Here is an 18,056-nt window from a genome sequence, read left to right as displayed (position 1 = left end):
CTCATAACTCATAACTCATAACTCATAACTATTCTGGATATTCTATCCTAAGATGATAAATATTGGTTAGCTTACGTTTAAAGACTTTTTTAACCTGTTGAATCTCTTTAAATGTAATATTTGAGTTCAAAAATTGTCCGTCTTCCATCTGTTTACTTACAATTTTCTCTACGAAAGAATCAATTAAACTACTTGTGGGGTTTTTTAAACTCTTCGAAGCGGCTTCTACACTATCACTCATCATTAAAATTGCCGTTTCTTTAGAAAATGGTTTTGGCCCAGGGTACTGAAAATCTTCAATATTTACATTTTCATTACTTTCTTTTTCTTTAGTATAAAAATAATATACAGTACTTGTTCCGTGATGCGTTCTAATAAAATCAATAACCCGATCAGGTAAATTATTCTTCTTAGCAATCTCTATACCTCGTATCACATGATTAACAATGATTTTAGCACTTTCTTTTGGAGATAATACATCGTGTGCATTACCAGATGCAGACTGATTTTCGGTAAAATACGTTGGATTAACCATTTTACCGATATCATGGTATAATGCTCCTACTCTAACGAGCATTGCATTGGCTCCAATTTCGTTGGCTGCCGCTTCTGCAATATTGGCCACATTAAGTGAATGATGAAACGTTCCTGGGGCCTTATTGGATAGCTCTTTGAGCAAAACCGAATTCGTATCACTAAGTTCTAATAACGATACATCAGAGATCAATCCAAAAATCTTTTCATAAGCATAAATTAAAGGATGAACTATTAGAGTAGCAAAACCACTTATTACAAATAACACCACTGTAGTCCAATCAATATTACTTATATTTCCTTCATGGATAATATGAAAAGAGATATAAGCAATAATATAAATCAAAGTAATTTGTCCTACAGAGATAAACAAATTGGCACGTTTAAATGATTCTGAAATCGTAAGTATGGTTACTATCCCTGCAATAATTTGCAAAAAAGTATACTCATAACTATTCGGTACCACGAAACCAAGAATTAAAACCGTGACCACATGCGTAAACAACCCTAATCGTGAATCAAAAAATGCTTTTAGTACTAAGGGAAGAATACACAGGGGGACAACATAAATATAGTTTGATTTATACTTAACGACTAAAGTAGTAACCAACACCATGAATAGAATATTAAAGAAAATAAATGTTACTTGTGTATTGTTATCATAAATATCTGCCCTATACTTTCGAATAAAAAGCAAAAGCATCATTAGTGCCAGAGAGACCAGAAGACAATATCCTAATACTATCCAATAGAAGTTTTTATCACTCCATACTTGAGATTCATATTCGGCTTTTAAAGAACTTAATATTTGTAGCGTATCCCCTTCTACAACTTCTCCTTTTGCTATGATTCTACTCCCACGAGACACTCCGCCTCGTGTAGTAAGCACTTTGGTCAATTCATTTTCTAATGTACTTTCTGTTAATTTATCATTTAACCTAACATTGGGTTTAACTAAATCAAAAAACAGTGCCACAAAACCACTTTTAAACTTAGTATACTCGCTTTTATCAATACGCGTATTAATAAGCTTAGTTAAGGCATTTGGGGTTAAAATTTGCCCATACGTTATTGCCTCTGCTTTGTTTCCTCTATTTAAAAATATTTGCCTTTTATTTCCATAGGAATAGGTTTCTTGCAACACCCCATACCTATAAATATCATTTAGTAAAATTCTCCCGAAAAGTTTGGCTTGATCACGTGATCCACTTTGATTCAAAACCTTTAAATAACTTGAGAAAGCATTGTCATATGATTCCTTAGCCGTATTAGAAATTATAGTATCATACTCAAAATAAGGAATGATATTATCTGTTATCCGCTTTTTTTCGGTTTCTATTTCTTCTTCTGTCTTTGCTATTGCAAAATCAAATGGAGCATATAAATTTTCATATTGCCATGGTTTTCCTTTGGTAAACTCATACTTAAATATTCCTCCTTTAGGGAATAAATACACAATTAAAGCGGTAGTGCATATAAAAAGAAAAATCCTATAAATAGAGGACTGTCTTTTATAAAATCTATTCAACAATCTTTTCACAAGTAATATTCTATAAATTACTCAAAAGTACTAAATCAAAGTTAGAAGTACGATGTACAGGATAAAATTACAACACATCGGTCAATTTTTGAATTTCAGAACAACAAAGACAAAAACTGCCCGCATAAAAGTTCGCTATGGGTGAAAGATTTAAAAAAATACAATATCACATCTCTTACTTACTACTTTGCAAATTGTACTTAGTACTTTACTATGTATATCCTTCAAAAATCCTTAAATTCGCACCAAACAATACACACAATTTAAATAATATATAATGAGTAAAGAAGTAGTAATTGTATCTGCAGCACGTACACCAATTGGTAGTTTTTTAGGAAGTTTATCTACTGTTCCCGCTACACAATTAGGTGCTACAGCTATCAAAGGTGCATTAGATAAGATAAATCTTGATCCATCATTGGTGCAAGAAGTATTTATGGGTAATGTGGTACAAGCAGGAAATGGCCAGGCACCTGCCAGACAGGCTGCATTAGCTGCTGGTATAAGTGATACTGTTCCATGTACTACTGTAAATAAAGTATGTGCCAGTGGTATGAAAGCAGTAATGCACGCTGCACAGGCGATTGCACTTGGTGATGCAGATATTATTGTTGCAGGAGGTATGGAAAACATGAGTTTAATTCCTCATTATGTAAGGCTAAGAGCTGGTCATAAATTCGGGCCACAGACTCTTGAAGATGGCATGCAACGAGATGGATTAGTTGATGTATATGATGGCCATGCCATGGGTGTTTGTGCAGATCAGTGCGCAGATAAGTATGAATTTAGCAGAGAAGACCAAGATGCATTTGCTATCCAATCTTATGAAAGATCAGCAAAAGCATGGGCAGAAGGTAAGTTTGCTAATGAGGTTGTTCCTGTTGCAGTTCCTCAACGTCGAGGTGAACCCGTTATGATTACCGAAGATGAAGAGTACAAAAATGTTAAAATGGAAAAAATACCAGCATTACGACCAGCTTTTTCTAAAGAGGGTACCGTAACTGCTGCCAATGCTTCTACAATTAATGATGGTGCAGGTGCCGTTGTAGTGATGAGTGCAGAAAAAGCTGCAGAACTAGGGCTAAAACCATTGGTAAAAATTAAAAGTTATGCAGATGCGGCTCATGAACCAAAATGGTTTACTACGGCTCCTGCCAAAGCGCTTCCTAAAGCAATAGAAAAAGCAGGAATAGCACTTAATGATGTTGATTTCTTCGAGTTTAACGAAGCCTTTTCTGTAGTAGGGTTAGCAAACTTAAAAATTCTTGGGCTTAACGATAAGAACACCAATGTTAATGGAGGTGCTGTATCATTAGGGCATCCTCTAGGATGTTCGGGAGTACGTATCTTAATTACCCTAATGAATGTATTAGAGCAAAATAATGCAAAAACTGGTGCTGCTGCTATTTGCAATGGTGGGGGTGGTGCTTCTGCTATGGTAATTGAACGCATTTAATTTATAGACACAAGGTATTTGTACATGAGGTTTTAGGTAAGTTATTAGTGTACATTTTGACTATTAATATTGAGTTTGAAAACAAAAATATTTATCTAAAACTTCATGAACCACCTTGTATGTTCTTTTAAAAAAAGCTATTACACTCTACAACTAATTACTAATAATTAATCATTATAATGCAATACGGCATTTGTAACCTAAGCATCGTTCCGTTACGTTTTGAGCCCAGAGATCCCAGCGAAATGGTTTCTCAGTTATTATATGGGGAACATTTTAAAGTGCTCGAAAAACGTAAGAAATGGAGTAAAATTCGATTGGCTTTTGATCAATACGAGGGTTGGATTGACAACAAACAATACATAGAAGTTACAGAAGAACAGTATAAAACTTTTGATCAGCAAGATATATCCTTATCTGGAGATTTGGTCGAGTTTATTAGCTGTGATCAAAATCAATTAATGCCTATCCCACTGGGAGCATCATTAGGGGCCTTAGAATTTCTAAAGCACTCATATGATGGTCATAGAATTTCTCAAAAACAATCCAAAGAACACTTGGTTGAAAGTGCATTTATGTACCTCAACACTCCTTATCTATGGGGAGGAAAAACAAATTTTGGTATAGATTGCAGTGGTTTTACTCAGATGGTCTATAAACTTAATGGTTATCAACTACTAAGGGATGCATCACAGCAAGCTACGCAAGGAGAACCCCTTAGTTTTATTGAAGAAAGTGAACCCGGTGACCTGGCCTTTTTTGATAATGAAGAAGGGAGTATTATACATGTAGGCATTATGATGAAAGATAACTATATTATCCATGCACATGGCAAAGTACGTGTGGATCGTATTGATCATACCGGAATCTACAATACCGAAAAACGTACTCATACGCACAACCTTAGAGTTATAAAAAGGATTATATAATTTAAAAATCTTCAAAATGACTTCTCAAGAAATAAAAATAATACCAATACGGCTTGAGGATAATCGTACACTTCTAGAAATTGGTCGACAAACTTTTTATGATGCCTTCGGTCCTCCTATAAATACTGAGGAAAATATTCAAGTATATTTAAAAGAGAAATTCACTTTAGATCAAATCAATAAAGAACTACAGCATCCCGACTCGCAATTCTTTTTTGCTATATTCGATACCGAAATTGTGGGATATATAAAACTAAATACAGAAGACGCACAAACTGAATCTGTTCATAACAATGCTCTCGAGATAGAACGAATTTATGTGGTAAAGGAGTACCAAGGCAAAAAGATTGGCCAACTACTATTAGATCAATCCTTAAATGTGGCTAAACAAAAAGAAACTGATTTTATTTGGTTAGGTGTCTGGGATCAAAATCCTGGAGCGATACGGTTTTATGAAAGAAATGGGTTTAAAATCTTTGATAAACACCAATTCAAGCTAGGAACCGAGATCCAAACTGATATCATGATGAAACTGGAATTATAATGTTTCAAAAACTTTATGATTTTGATAACATAAACTTGTTAATTTTTGCCTAATTTTGAAACGTTCATTTCATTAAAAATGCCAAAAACAGAAACATTCAATAGAAACCAGGTTTTACAAAAAGCCACAGAAGTATTTCATAAAAAGGGATATAACGGCACTTCTATGCAAGATTTAGTGGATGCCACATCATTAAATCGATCCAGCATATATAACTCTTTTGGTAGTAAATTAAATATGTTTCTTGAGGTTCTTTCTTACTATCAATCTTTTCATAACACTAATTTTAATCAGGGCCTGGCAAATTCGTATAATGCTAAAGAAGCTATTGAAACTATTTTCGAGCTTAATCTCAACGAAATTGTGAATGATAATGATCGTAAGGGATGCATGATAGTGAATTGTAAATCAGAAATGGTAAATCAAGAGATATCAATTAAATCTTTCATGGAAAAAAATCAAGACCGTATGATCGCCATGTTAGAAGATATTGTGAGCAAAGGCCAAATGGAAAAGATTTTCAACAAGAATCAAACCGCGAATCAATATGCATTATACTTGTTCTCCTCTATCCAAGGATTAAGGATGACAGGAATATTAAATAAAAACAAAGAAGATCTTATAAATCTAATAAATACTATACTTAAAGTACTGTATTAAATCAATTTTTTTTAAACTAATTTGAAATGATCGTTTCAAGATAAATATTCACAAATACATAAAATAATACAATGAAAAAGTTAGAAAACAAAGTAGCCGTTATTACAGGAGCTAATAGCGGAATAGGATTAGCAACAGCTAAACTATACTTACAAGAAGGTGCCAAAGTTGTCCTTTCAGGAAGGCGTCAGGAAGCGTTAGACGAAGTTGCAAAAGATCTCGATGGAGATTTTATTACCGTTACAGCTGATGTTTCAAAAACAGATGACAACAAAAGATTAATCCAGGAAGCAACCGCTAAATATGGGAAGATTGATGTTTTATTCCTTAATGCCGGCGTTGCTCCAGTTGCACCCACGAATGAAATTACCGAGGGACATTATGATGAAGTATTTAATATTAATGTAAAAGGCCCGATACTGACAACCAAAGAGGCTTTACCTAATATCAACGATGGTGGTACGATCTTATTTACCAATTCAATCGTTCACCAAAAGGGTTTTGACGGACTTGGAGTATACTCAGCTTCCAAAGGTGCTTTAAGAGCATATCAACGTGTATTAACCTCAGAAGTTAAGTCAAGAGGTATTCGTGTTAATTCTATCGCTCCGGGACCAATCGAAACTCCCCTATATGGTAAAATGGGATTACCACAGGATGTTGTAGAAGAAATGGGAAAAGGATTTGCACAACAAGTACCTTTAGGTCGTTTTGGAACCTCCGAAGAAATTGCTAAATCAGCACTATTCTTAGCATCAGACGATGCCTCCTTTATAAACGGTGTAGAGTTAGAAGTAGATGGTGGCTTGAGCCAGATTTAAAGTTGAAGTAAACTACCTCGGGGCAAGCCCGTGAGGCATTGGTTGGAAAATAATTTTGATTTCGAGGCAAGCCTCGGAGCATTTAAATCTCGATTATCGAGTAACTTAACTAAGTTTGAAATCAAAAAGTAAAAGGTGGATTCTAAAGAATCCACCTTTTTTATACAATTTAGACTGTTTTATAATTATAGCTCTAATATTTGTCTAATCATTTGATTGGTAAATCCCCACTCATTATCATACCATATCATTACTTTGACCAAATCTCCATCAACCACTCTGGTCATAGAAGCATCAACAGTTGCCGCATAAGGGTTTTGTTGAATATCTGAAGAGACGATAGGTTCGTAAGTAACATCCAAAACTTTAAGGTATCTATCCGTTTTAGCTTCTTTTTCTAGAATTTCGTTAATCTCTTCAGCACTTGTATTTCTTTCTGCTATAAAAGTAACATCGCTAATTGATCCCACAGGAACAGGAGTTCTTATTGCTATTCCATCAAATTTTCCTTCAAATTGCGGTAATGCTTTGGTAGTAGCAATAGCGGCACCAGTAGAGGTTGGAGTAAGGTTAACTGCTCCTGCTCTACCCATCCTAGGATTTTTTTTAGATGGTGCGTCTACTAAAGTTTGAGAAGCGGTATATGCATGAATCGTATTTAATATTGCTTTTTTTACACCTATGGTACGCCCTAAAATCTCTACTACCGGGCTTATATTATTGGTTGTACAGCTAGCACATGAAAAAATTGCAGTCTTTCCTTCTTCTGTATTAACACCATGTACCACCGTAGGAGCATCTTTGCTTTTTGTTGGCCCCGATATTACTACATTAGTTGCACCTGCATGAATATGCTTTTCTGCATCTTCTCTATTGGTAAAGAAACCAGTACTTTCGATTACAATATCAACGTCATTTTCTTTCCAGGGTAATTGCTCTGGATCTCTTTGATTAAAATACAGTATTTTTTGCCCGTCTACATGAAGGTGATCCTCATGAATACGTACCTCCTTATCATAAATACCATAAACACTATCGTATTTAAGTAGATATTGTGCATTTTCTATAGACATTAGATCGTTTACTGCTACCACTTGTAACCCTGGCTCTTCCATAATTACTTTTAGTGCAGCACGTCCTATTCTTCCGAATCCATTAATTGCTATTCTCTTCATAGTAAATTATCATTTTTTGTTGGTAAAAATCTGAAAGAATATCTAAATGATATTCCCTTGCTATAAGGTCGTAAAAAAGAGGTAATAATTACCTGTAAAAGCCAAAATTAAAGTTTTAATCTTCCAGTAGTGATACCCCATTCAAATCGGTGGTCAATACATCACTCATATAGTCAAAATAAGGTCTTAATAATTCGTAATGATATACTACTTTATCCAAAAAATCTGGAGCAAAAACTTCCTTGTCTGTAAAACTATGCTCGACAAAAAATGATTTATTTTTAATCAAATCTATAGCCGGGTGATCTTTACTAAAGCCTTTTGGTGCAGTTTTGACTTGATATCCGGTATTAAATCCTCCAAACGCTTTTTTGAAATCTTGATTGGCTAGTATTTCCCTAATTTCCTGATCATCCATCTCAAACTCCTTTCTAATTCGTAGTAAATCAGCTGGTTCGGGACTAAAAAACCCTCCTGCCATTAGAGAATTACCAGGTTCTAACCTTAGGTAATACCCACCTCTTCGATGAGCTCCAGTCCTGCTAAAACTAACGCTACGATGTACATTATAAGGCGTTTTATCCTTGCTAAAACGAACATCTCGATTAATTCTAAAAACTTTAGTCTTCTCTATTTCGTCCTTTTCATTTAATCGTTCTGCAACCAGCGCATAAAAAGCTTTCAACGTCTTTTCATTAGCTTGATATTGTTTCTTGTTTTCGGTCATCCAATCCCGATGGTTATTCTTTTTTAAATCATTTAAGAATTCAAATGCTGATTTTGGTATATTGCTCATAAAATTTACTTTGATTTTAAAAGTACTAAAATCTGTTTTCTAAGTCAAAGTTTAATTTATGTTTATAGGATGTGAATAATAATCACCTTGCATTAATAAGAATATAAAATTCTAAGGTTCTCAAAATTGTTCCAATAAATAATTTATTAAATCTGTAGTCGTTACAATACCTACTAGTTTACCATTGTCAATAACTGGTAATGCATGAAATTCTCTTTTAGATAAAATCTCTGCAACTTCTTTTATAGTAGTATTAGAATTTACACTTACCAAATTTTTTGCCATTACCTGTTCTATCGTAAACATTTCATAAACAATTGTATCAACATCATGTTCATTTTCATTAATGGCATCTGCAAAACTTATACGAAGTAAATCTGTATAACTTAGCATGCCAATAATTACATCGCCCTTAACAACAGGAATATGACGTATGTTATTTTCTTTGAATAACATTTCTGCAGTTTCTAAACCATTAGTACTATTTAAAGTGATGACATCAGAAGTCATAATTTTGGAAACGGGAGTTCTTTTTTTCATTATTATTTAATTTAAATTGATACTCAAATATAGGATCAAACTCCAAAAAAAATTATGATAAATATCAGTAGAAACAATAACAAAAATCACCTTCTTTTTACTACTTTTAGATGTAATACTTCTATCATTATATCTTCTATTCATTAAAAGAATAAGATCCAAACTGGATTATGTTCTTCAGGTTTTTTAACCAAATTTTATAGATTACTATCAATTCTTACGGCTGTTTGTTATTATTATTGTAAAAATGTAAGGATTCACAACTTATTAAGACGTATATATTCTTTATTCTATATATTTACTAGAGTTTTCAAAAAGACAATGATGAGCAAAGAACGAGATGAGATTATTGCTAAGATCGAAGAGCAAAAAAAGAATCCAAATCTAAAGCTGAAGCTAAAAGAAAGAACCGAATATTTTACCAACTTACTTTTCTATACATTATTTGATACAGATACCGAAGTTGCAAAAAATATAGACCTTCTTGAAGTTACTTTTGAAGAACTTATTGATCTCGCCTGTTGGGAAACCGAAAAACCATGTAGTACACTATGGCAATCTTATCTTGAAAAATTACCAGAGATATTAGAAAAATTGAACCTGGATGCTAAAGCATTTATGAAAAGCGATCCGGCTGCCAACTCTATTGAAGAGATTTATATGGCGTATCCAGGGTTTTATGCAATAGCTATTTATAGATTAAGTCACGAGTTATTAAAATTTGGATTACCATTGGTACCAAGATTAATGACAGAATACTCACATAGATTGACTGGTACAGACATTAATCCGGGTGCAGAGATCGGAGAATCATTCTTTATCGATCATGCAACAGGTATTGTAATCGGGGAAACTGTGATTATAAAAAACAACGTAAAAATATATCAAGGAGTTACTTTGGGTGGGTTATATGTAGATAGAAAACTTCGAAATGTAAAACGTCACCCTACGGTAGAAGATAATGTAACTATTTATGCTAATGCCACTATATTAGGAGGTAGCACGATTATTGGAGCCAATAGTACTATTGGTGGTAATGCATGGATTACATCTTCTGTACCCGAAAATTCAATTATTTCTAATACTGCAGAAATTAAGATTAAAAAAGTTGTTTAATGTCACATAGTATTTTAGACCTTATCGGAAATACGCCTTTGGTAAAGGCTACTTCTCTTATCGACAATCCTAATATCACATTATATCTAAAGTTAGAAGGACATAATCCTGGCGGAAGTGTAAAAGATCGTGCAGCATACAATATGATCAAATCTGCTTTGGATCGCGGGGATATCGATCAAAACACTAAGCTTATTGAAGCCACTAGTGGTAATACAGGTATTGCATTAGCTATGATTGCGGGGATCTTTAAACTAGACATAGAATTGGTGATGCCAGAAAATTCTACCAAAGAACGTGTACAAACCATGCGTGCCTATGGTGCAAAGGTTATTCTTACTTCTGAAGACATTGGTATTGAAGGTGCACGTGATTATGCCGAAGCTAAAGTAAAAAACGAAGGTTATGTTATGCTAAATCAGTTTGCCAATAATGATAACTGGAAAGCACATTATAAAACCACCGGCCCTGAAATTTGGAGAGATACAGAAGGTAGAATAACACATTTTGTTTCTTCTATGGGGACTACAGGAACTATTATGGGTACCTCAACCTATCTCAAAGAGCAATCTAAGGATATACAAATTGTGGGTGTACAACCTACCGATGAATCCAGAATCCCAGGCATACGCAAATGGCCAAAAGAATATTTACCCAAAATATTTAATCCGTCCAAAGTGGATCAAGTAATTGAAGTAAGCCAGGAAGAAGCCACAGAAATGGCTAAACGCCTTGCCAAAGAAGAAGGTGTGTTCTCTGGTATGAGTAGTGGTGGATCCGTTACAGCTGCTCTAAAACTTGCTAAAACTCTTAAAAGTGGAGTGCTCGTAGCTATTATCTGTGATCGTGGAGATCGATACTTGAGTTCAGATTTGTTTGAGTGATGTTTTCTTTTTCTTTACACCTAAACATAATAAAAACTTAGCTTAAGCAGTATATAATTAGTTGCAGTAGAATTTCCCTACTTCAACAAGCTAAGCACAAATATCAGAAATTCACTTGCTTTAATTATCTTTAGCAATGTGAAAAGCACTCGTGTACTTTCTCAATAGTAATTATACACAAATACATTATTCATCATGGCTAAAAAGCGTACCTGGAAATTTTGGACCTCAAGAACAATACTTATCATCATTGTATTAGGTCTTCTTTGGTTGACAAATCTTATCTGGTTTCGACCATTTAATATAAAGCACTTTTACGACAAAGTATTTGTAGAGTTAGCTTTAGAAAGTCCGGAGCTCACAACTTCTATGGGTATTCCGGTTTTGTATGATATGTCTAAGGATGAATTAGATGATATTTCTGATGCAAAACAATGGGAATCTTTCAATAAAATGAAAGAGGATTACGAGACCTTGTTGAGTTATGATTTCGAAGGACAATCAGAAACGAATAAATTAAATACTAAAATTTTAGCTTTTTATTTAAAAGGATTGAAAGATGGTGAAGCGTTTTTCTATCACGGTTACCCGGTTAACCAAATGGGCGGAGTACAGAACTCACTACCTAGTCTTATGGAAAATTCTCATAAGCTAAGAGATGAGAGTGATGCAGAAGCATATATTGAGCGTTTATCTAAATTTGATATTAAATTCAACCAATTAATTGAAAGCTTAAAAATAAGCGAGAACAAAGGCATACTACCTCCTAAGTTTGTCATTAATCGTGTGTTGGATGAAATGAATGGTTTTATTGGTGTAAAAAGTGGCAGTGCAGATAGTATTCAAGATCTACAAAAGACAGCGTCGCCTGTAAAATCAAATATTCTATATACCAATTTTGAATCTAAAATTGACAAATTAGATAATTTATCTCAAGAAGAGAAAGACACCTACAAAGAACAAGTTGAAGAAGAAATAGGAACCACAGTCTTTGGAGCCTATAAAAACCTCATTACGTATTTCGAACAACTTAAAGAAAAGGCCACTACAGAGGATGGTGTTTGGAAATTACCTGATGGAGAAGCATACTATCGCTATCAATTAAAACAACGTACAACTACCGATTTAGATCCTGAAGAAGTACATCAAATCGGATTATTAGAAGTGGCCAGAATAAAAAATGAAATGCAAAATATTCTCACAGCCGAGGGATACACCGATACTACGAAAACACTTGGAGCTACCATTCAGGAATTAAATAAAGAAGAACGTTTTCTTTTTCCTAATAATGACGAAGGAAGACAAATGGTACTCGATGAATATGATCGCATCCTGGCCGAAATAAGTGCTGGTTTAGATGATGCCTTTGATGTACGGCCAAAAGCAGGTCTCGAGGTAAAACGCGTTCCAGAGTTCAAAGAGGAAGGTTCGGCAGGTGCCTATTATAACAGGCCCGCAATGGATGGTTCGCGAGGAGGAACATTCTACGCCAATCTTAGAAATGTACATGAGTCTGTAAAATTCGGGATGAAAACATTAGCATATCATGAAGGAATCCCCGGGCATCATTTTCAAATCGCTATCCAATCAGAGCTTGAAGGTGTTCCCATTTTTAGAACTATCGGACTTTTTACGGCATATATCGAAGGTTGGGCATTATATTCTGAGCAGTTAGCCTGGGAGCTAGGCTTTTATAAAGATGACCCTTTTGGAAACCTGGGTAGATTACAAGCCGAAATGTTTAGAGCCGTTCGACTTGTGGTTGACACGGGTATTCATTATAAAAAATGGACACGAGAAGAAGCTATTGATTATATGGTAGCAAATACCGGAATGACCACGACAGAAGTAACTACAGAAATTGAACGATATATTGTTTGGCCAGGACAAGCTTGTGCTTATAAGATCGGAATGTTGAAAATACTAGAGCTTAGAGAACGAGCAAAAAAGAAACTTGGCGATCGTTTTAGCTTAAAAGAATTTCACAATGTAGTATTAAAAAACGGAGCAGTTCCGTTAGATATTCTAGAAGAACTTATTGATGCCTATATTAATGAAACACTTGCAAATAGCGATGGCTAAAGAATAGTGAGACAATCTTCTGTCATAGTTTTATTCTCAATTTTCTTCAGCGCTAGAATACTAGAGCGTCAATATTCTAAAAGGGTATCTAATAAGATTGTTTGATTATCATGAAAATATAAAATCAAATTAATCAAAAAACATTTTTGGTATGGGTTACATAGGATCAGAATAATAAATATCTAAGTTCTGAATTGTTCGAATAACCCCAGATATATTGCCTAAAGCATAAACAATTACAGCTTTCTTTCCAAAAATCACAGTAGTGTTTCTGTCACATTAATTAAATCCAAAAGTCTCTTTATCTAGTAGTTTAGAAATAGTACTGCTTTTGGAATCTGATTTTATTTTGATCATAATACAAAATAAGCCTAGGTAAAAAACATAGGTAGTTAATTTTTCCGAAATAAGTATTCTTCTAAAAAATCTACAATAAAATTAGTGTAAACAGAGTAAGATAAAACTATTCTAAGTTATCTCTACTTAATAAAAAAATTACATATAATGAAGACCCAAATATTAAGATTAATCATTCTATTAATATGCATTAACTTATTGTCTTGTTCTAATGATGACACTATTGTTACAGAACCTATTCCAACTCAAATAATAGGTGAAGGAGTAAAAATATTGCCTTTGGGAGATTCCAGAGTTCAAGGATCAAGTCCGGTTTTTGAAAGTTATCGATATGAGCTATGGAAAAACCTAGTTGCTAATAATTGGGCTTTTGATTTTAGTGGCCCTCTCATTGATGGAATTTCAAATCCTAAATTTATGAACAAAGAATTTGATACAAATCATGCTGGAGTTGGTGGTTTTAAAACTGAGGATATTTTAATCAATATTCATCAAATAATAGAAGATGCAGGTGTCCCCGATGTTGTATTGCTAGGTATAGGTACTAATGATCTCTTTAAAGGTGTTAGTGTAAAAAATGCAATTATAAATGTTAATAGAATTATAAACATTTTACAGAAACACAATAAGAATGTTACTATTTTCATAGAACAAATAGCTCCTGGAAGGTCTGATTTTATGACTCCTCAAAGTACACTTGCATTTAATCTATTTAATCGTCAAATTAAAAAAACAGCACAATTGCAAACAACAGATTCTTCTAGAGTAGTGGCAATAAATATGACCAAAGGATGGGATGATCGGTTTATGGCTGATATTGTACATTATAATGAAACTGGAGCAAAAGTAGTTGCAGATCGATATTATAAGGCAATAGAATTTTTTGTTAAAAAACAATAAAGCTTCCTTACTATAAAATTAGATCATAAAATTGCTCTTCATGCATTATCGAATTGTTACTGTCTCGCCCTAAAAAAACAGCGATAACTTTTGCGAGGTTTAGCCGTTTTTTTGTAAAATAGTAGGATCTTATACTGGCTGGTCGCACACTAACGACTAATACCACAAGAAAAACATTGACTTTATAGAAATCATTAAATCTCATCAAAATGAAAATCAAAGTTATCCTTTTAACCCTTGTAAGCATGGTAATTCTTACCAGCTGCCAACAAACTACATCAAGTGATACTTCTAAAATTAAAAAAGGCATGCTCAAAGTAACGATCCTATATCCAAACGATGACGGAAAAACATTTGATATGGATTACTATTCCAATACCCACATGCCCATGGTTGCACGTGTATTAGGTGACTCACTGAAGCTGTTAGCAATTGATAAGGGAATAGCCGGCCGTACGCCCGATGAACCCATACCCTATTTAGCTATTGGATATTTGTACTTTGACACGCTTTCAGCCTATCAAAATTCTTTCGGACCAAATGCTGAAAAAATTGTTGGCGATATCCCGAACTATACCAATATTCAGCCGGTTGTTCAAATTAGTGAGGTATTCCGATGAATCGCTATTCCAAAATATTAATATTTATTTTTTTTTTATTTCTTGTTAGGGTAAAAACGTTTCAATCTGTTATTAGCTAAAACAAACTTATAATATGAAACTGATTACAAAATTTAAAGCATTAGTATTTTTAGGATTACTTATTACAATATCTTGTTCTGAAGATGATAACAATATTCCAAATCCCACTGTAGGTAGCGGAATAAAAATCATGCCTTTGGGTGATTCTAGAATAGAAGGCGCAAGACCCGAGTTTGAAAGTTATCGATATGAATTATGGAAAAACCTGGTTACTAATAATTGGGAATTTGATTTTACGGGACCATTAAAAGACGATGCCAGCTATCCCCAATTTATGAATATGAGTTTTGATAATGATCATGCTGGAGTTGGTGGTTTTACAACCCGGGATATTATAAACAATATTCAAGAAGCATTAACTTCAGGAACTCCAGATGTAGTTTTGATAGGAATTGGCGGTAACGACCTAACGGGAGGAAGCACTGTTTCAAATGCAATTACTAATATTAATCAAATTATAGACATTCTACAGGGTAGTAACAACAACATTACAATTTTCTTAGAACAAATCGCACCGGGTAGATCGGATTTTATGACGCCCGAATTTACTGCCTTATTTAATGAATTTAATAGTAGTATCACCGGTGTTGGGGACCAACAAACCACTACAACTTCTAAAGTAATTGTTGTAGACATGGCAACAGGATGGAAAGATACCTACATGGCAGATGAAGTACATTACAACGTAGAGGGTGCAAAAGTTGTAGCCGACCGATATTATAATGCCATCACTCAATTTATAGAAAAGCAATAATTTAATAACTACTCAGTTTCAAAAAATGAAACTGATATTTCTTATCCTTGCGGCATTATTAATTTTAAACCGCGAACAGATTCAGCTTTAGAAAATCTAATGTATCTAAATAGTGTACTTTATTTATTTTCTAAAGCTATTTTTGTTCCTTTGCACTTATGCCAGAATCAAGAGAAATCTTACATATTTTAAAAGAATATTTCGGTTATGATAGCTTCAGACCGTTACAGGAAGAAATAATAAATTCCATTTTTGAGGGTGATGACAACCTTGTGATTATGCCGACTGGCGGAGGAAAATCTATTTGCTATCAGCTTCCAGCTTTATTGTTACCTGGTGTAACTTTGGTAATTTCACCTTTGATTGCTTTAATGAAGGATCAAGTAGATGGATTATTGGCCAATGGTGTACAAGCTGCATTTATCAATAGTAGTCAGCATGAAAATGAACAACAAGAAATCTACCAAAAACTCCTCGACAAAGAAATCAAACTTTTGTATGTGGCGCCAGAGAGTTTAAGTTTTTTAGACACCATACTCTCACAAATAACCGTTAGTTTAATTGCTATTGATGAAGCACATTGTATTTCGGCCTGGGGGCATGATTTTAGACCTGCTTATACACAATTGGGATATCTTAAAAACAGGTTTCCAGAAACTCCGGTTATAGCATTAACCGCCACTGCTGATAAAGCTACCAGACAAGATATTTGTAATCAACTTAACATTCCTGATGCAACACAACATTTAGCCTCTTTTGATAGAGAAAACCTGAACCTAGAGGTACGTCCCGGAAATAAAAGAATTGAACAAATCATTGATTTTCTACAAGATAAACCTAATGATAGTGGAATTATATACTGCCTTAGTAGAAAAACAACACAAATGCTAGCCGAAAAACTACAAAGTCAAGGTTTTAAAGCTGAAGCATACCATGCAGGAATTGATCATCAGAAAAGAGCTCATACACAAGAAGGGTTTATTAATGATACTGTTCAAATCGTTTGTGCTACCATTGCTTTTGGAATGGGAATTGACAAATCCAATGTTCGTTGGGTGATTCATTATAACTTACCCAAAAATATTGAAGGCTATTATCAAGAAATTGGCCGTGCAGGTCGTGACGGATTACCATCCTCTACTCTACTCTTTCATAGTTATGCCGATGTAGTGCAACTGCAAAAATTTGCAGATATGTCGGGTAACAAAGAAGTACAGCTTGCCAAATTGGATCGTATGAAACAATATGCTGAATCTTTAAGTTGCAGACGTAAAATTTTATTAAGCTATTTTGGAGAATTAATCCAAGAAGATTGTGGTAATTGCGATGTATGTAAAAACCCTCCTACTTTTATTGATGGGACAATCGTTGCTCAAAAAGCATTATCGACTGTAACTCGAATCAAAGAACAGGAACCCATAGGTACGGTTATCGATGTGTTACGGGGGGCTCAAAACGCGGCAGTATATGATAAAGAATACCAGAACCTAAAAACGTATGGTATAGGTAATGATATTTCATGGAGAGATTGGCAACAATATATTATTCAGTTAATCAATCAAGGATATCTGGAAATCGCATTTCATCAAAACAATAAACTGAAACTAACTGAGCTCTCTAAAAAAGTATTATTTGAAGGTGAAAAAATAAGTTTAGCTAACCTTAAAGACATAGAAAAAGCTAAAGAAGTTGTTGCTCAATTATCTAATAAGACCAAAGCGAATACCTTATTCGAAAAATTGAGAGCACTTAGATTAGAATTAGCTAAAGAGGCAGGAATTCCTGCTTATCAGATCTTCAGTGATGCTACACTAAAGGAAATGGAACAACACCGTCCCATGAGTGATGATGAATTCCTGCAAATAAGTGGTGTTGGAAGGCAAAAAATGCAAAATTATGGATATCAATTCATAAAAACTATTATTGATTTTTCGGCAGAAAAGACAAAAAAGAAGAAAAAATCCAATAAAGGAAATTCACATAAAGAGACATTAAGTTTATATAAGGAAGGCTTATCTATAGAAGAAATAGCGATCAAAAGACAATTAGCACAGTCGACCATTTTTTCTCATATTATGAAATTGTATACCGATGGCGAAAATATTGATCTAACACAATTTATAAGTAAAGAAGATATTGGTACGATCAAAAAAGCCAAAGAAACATTAGAAAGCCCCACTACTTTAAAACCATATTTTGATCATTTTGAAGGTGCCATTGAGTATAATACAATCAAATTAGCGTTAACAATTTTAGAAGAAAACTAA

Annotated in this window: 16 protein-coding genes; 12 read left to right on the top strand and 4 right to left on the bottom strand. The window is 34.0% G+C overall.

Going from position 1 to position 18,056, the window contains the following annotated elements:
* Positions 1 to 28 precede the first annotated feature (28 nt).
* Entirely contained in the window at positions 29 to 2,074 is a 2,046-nt protein-coding gene (locus tag ABW637_RS15070; RefSeq protein ID WP_367585544.1) for an HD family phosphohydrolase, read from the bottom strand.
* Between the two features lie 277 nt (positions 2,075 to 2,351).
* Between ABW637_RS15070 and ABW637_RS15065 the strand changes: the two genes are divergently transcribed.
* The 5 genes from ABW637_RS15065 to ABW637_RS15045 all read left to right on the top strand — a co-directional run bounded on the left by ABW637_RS15065 (position 2,352) and on the right by ABW637_RS15045 (position 6,484).
* On the top strand, positions 2,352 to 3,530 hold the full coding sequence (locus ABW637_RS15065) for an acetyl-CoA C-acyltransferase (RefSeq protein WP_367585543.1): 1,179 nt from the start codon (positions 2,352 to 2,354) through the stop codon (positions 3,528 to 3,530).
* Between the two features lie 179 nt (positions 3,531 to 3,709).
* The gene (locus tag ABW637_RS15060) at positions 3,710 to 4,459 is read left to right on the top strand and encodes a C40 family peptidase (RefSeq protein ID WP_367585542.1); all 750 of its coding nucleotides are present in this window, start codon (positions 3,710 to 3,712) and stop codon (positions 4,457 to 4,459) included.
* A gap of 16 nt (positions 4,460 to 4,475) precedes the next feature.
* Positions 4,476 to 5,003, top strand: a complete 528-nt coding sequence (locus tag ABW637_RS15055; RefSeq protein ID WP_367585541.1) for a GNAT family N-acetyltransferase — start codon at positions 4,476 to 4,478, stop codon at positions 5,001 to 5,003.
* Between the two features lie 78 nt (positions 5,004 to 5,081).
* Positions 5,082 to 5,663, top strand: a complete 582-nt coding sequence (locus ABW637_RS15050) for a TetR/AcrR family transcriptional regulator (protein WP_367585540.1) — start codon at positions 5,082 to 5,084, stop codon at positions 5,661 to 5,663.
* Positions 5,664 to 5,734: 71 nt separating this feature from the next.
* Entirely contained in the window at positions 5,735 to 6,484 is a 750-nt protein-coding gene (locus ABW637_RS15045; protein ID WP_367585539.1) for an SDR family NAD(P)-dependent oxidoreductase, read from the top strand.
* Positions 6,485 to 6,669: 185 nt separating this feature from the next.
* Here the strand turns inward: ABW637_RS15045 and gap are convergent, their stop codons facing one another.
* The 3 genes from gap to ABW637_RS15030 all read right to left on the bottom strand — a co-directional run bounded on the left by gap (position 6,670) and on the right by ABW637_RS15030 (position 8,995).
* Positions 6,670 to 7,659: a type I glyceraldehyde-3-phosphate dehydrogenase gene (gap, locus tag ABW637_RS15040; protein WP_367585538.1), complete on the bottom strand. Its 990-nt coding sequence runs from the start codon at positions 7,657 to 7,659 to the stop codon at positions 6,670 to 6,672.
* A 115-nt stretch (positions 7,660 to 7,774) separates the two neighbouring features.
* Positions 7,775 to 8,455 carry a DUF2461 domain-containing protein gene (locus ABW637_RS15035; RefSeq protein ID WP_367585537.1) on the bottom strand — a complete coding sequence of 227 codons (681 nt, stop codon included), beginning with the start codon at positions 8,453 to 8,455 and terminating at the stop codon, positions 7,775 to 7,777.
* Positions 8,456 to 8,575: 120 nt separating this feature from the next.
* Positions 8,576 to 8,995, bottom strand: coding sequence for a CBS domain-containing protein (locus ABW637_RS15030; RefSeq protein WP_367585536.1), 420 nt, complete (start codon positions 8,993 to 8,995; stop codon positions 8,576 to 8,578).
* A 324-nt stretch (positions 8,996 to 9,319) separates the two neighbouring features.
* On the opposite strand from ABW637_RS15030, the gene epsC reads away from it, so the two are divergent.
* The 7 genes from epsC to recQ all read left to right on the top strand — a co-directional run bounded on the left by epsC (position 9,320) and on the right by recQ (position 18,056).
* Positions 9,320 to 10,111, top strand: coding sequence for a serine O-acetyltransferase EpsC (gene epsC / locus ABW637_RS15025; protein ID WP_367585535.1), 792 nt, complete (start codon positions 9,320 to 9,322; stop codon positions 10,109 to 10,111).
* Positions 10,111 to 10,995: a cysteine synthase CysM gene (gene cysM / locus ABW637_RS15020; RefSeq protein WP_367585534.1), complete on the top strand. Its 885-nt coding sequence runs from the start codon at positions 10,111 to 10,113 to the stop codon at positions 10,993 to 10,995. The genes epsC and cysM overlap by 1 nt, the downstream gene beginning before the upstream one ends.
* A gap of 195 nt (positions 10,996 to 11,190) precedes the next feature.
* Positions 11,191 to 13,077 carry a DUF885 domain-containing protein gene (locus tag ABW637_RS15015; RefSeq protein WP_367585533.1) on the top strand — a complete coding sequence of 629 codons (1,887 nt, stop codon included), beginning with the start codon at positions 11,191 to 11,193 and terminating at the stop codon, positions 13,075 to 13,077.
* A 504-nt stretch (positions 13,078 to 13,581) separates the two neighbouring features.
* The gene (locus ABW637_RS15010) at positions 13,582 to 14,334 is read left to right on the top strand and encodes a GDSL-type esterase/lipase family protein (RefSeq protein ID WP_367585532.1); all 753 of its coding nucleotides are present in this window, start codon (positions 13,582 to 13,584) and stop codon (positions 14,332 to 14,334) included.
* 209 nt (positions 14,335 to 14,543) lie between these two features.
* Positions 14,544 to 14,954, top strand: coding sequence for an EthD family reductase (locus ABW637_RS15005; RefSeq protein WP_367585531.1), 411 nt, complete (start codon positions 14,544 to 14,546; stop codon positions 14,952 to 14,954).
* Positions 14,955 to 15,048: 94 nt separating this feature from the next.
* Complete coding sequence (locus ABW637_RS15000; protein ID WP_367585530.1) at positions 15,049 to 15,789, top strand: SGNH/GDSL hydrolase family protein; 741 nt, start codon at positions 15,049 to 15,051, stop codon at positions 15,787 to 15,789.
* 158 nt (positions 15,790 to 15,947) lie between these two features.
* Positions 15,948 to 18,056, top strand: coding sequence for a DNA helicase RecQ (gene recQ / locus ABW637_RS14995; RefSeq protein WP_367585529.1), 2,109 nt, complete (start codon positions 15,948 to 15,950; stop codon positions 18,054 to 18,056).

The sequence above is a fragment of the Aquimarina penaris genome (genome assembly GCF_040786285.1).
In the GTDB taxonomy this organism is placed as follows: Bacteria; Bacteroidota; Bacteroidia; order Flavobacteriales; family Flavobacteriaceae; genus Aquimarina.
This window is presented reverse-complemented; position numbering and strand designations above follow the sequence as displayed.

Bases quoted from the DNA above. Each gene is read 5' to 3' on its own strand.
- cysM (WP_367585534.1), top strand. From the start codon at position 10,111: ATGTCACATAGTATTTTAGACCTTATCGGAAATACGCCTTTGGTAAAG.
- ABW637_RS15035 (WP_367585537.1), bottom strand. From the start codon at position 8,455: ATGAGCAATATACCAAAATCAGCATTTGAATTCTTAAATGATTTAAAA.
- ABW637_RS15060 (WP_367585542.1), top strand. From the start codon at position 3,710: ATGCAATACGGCATTTGTAACCTAAGCATCGTTCCGTTACGTTTTGAG.
- ABW637_RS15015 (WP_367585533.1), top strand. From the start codon at position 11,191: ATGGCTAAAAAGCGTACCTGGAAATTTTGGACCTCAAGAACAATACTT.
- recQ (WP_367585529.1), top strand. From the start codon at position 15,948: ATGCCAGAATCAAGAGAAATCTTACATATTTTAAAAGAATATTTCGGT.
- ABW637_RS15010 (WP_367585532.1), top strand. From the start codon at position 13,582: ATGAAGACCCAAATATTAAGATTAATCATTCTATTAATATGCATTAAC.
- ABW637_RS15005 (WP_367585531.1), top strand. From the start codon at position 14,544: ATGAAAATCAAAGTTATCCTTTTAACCCTTGTAAGCATGGTAATTCTT.
- ABW637_RS15045 (WP_367585539.1), top strand. From the start codon at position 5,735: ATGAAAAAGTTAGAAAACAAAGTAGCCGTTATTACAGGAGCTAATAGC.
- gap (WP_367585538.1), bottom strand. From the start codon at position 7,659: ATGAAGAGAATAGCAATTAATGGATTCGGAAGAATAGGACGTGCTGCA.
- ABW637_RS15055 (WP_367585541.1), top strand. From the start codon at position 4,476: ATGACTTCTCAAGAAATAAAAATAATACCAATACGGCTTGAGGATAAT.
- ABW637_RS15000 (WP_367585530.1), top strand. From the start codon at position 15,049: ATGAAACTGATTACAAAATTTAAAGCATTAGTATTTTTAGGATTACTT.
- epsC (WP_367585535.1), top strand. From the start codon at position 9,320: ATGAGCAAAGAACGAGATGAGATTATTGCTAAGATCGAAGAGCAAAAA.
- ABW637_RS15050 (WP_367585540.1), top strand. From the start codon at position 5,082: ATGCCAAAAACAGAAACATTCAATAGAAACCAGGTTTTACAAAAAGCC.
- ABW637_RS15030 (WP_367585536.1), bottom strand. From the start codon at position 8,995: ATGAAAAAAAGAACTCCCGTTTCCAAAATTATGACTTCTGATGTCATC.
- ABW637_RS15065 (WP_367585543.1), top strand. From the start codon at position 2,352: ATGAGTAAAGAAGTAGTAATTGTATCTGCAGCACGTACACCAATTGGT.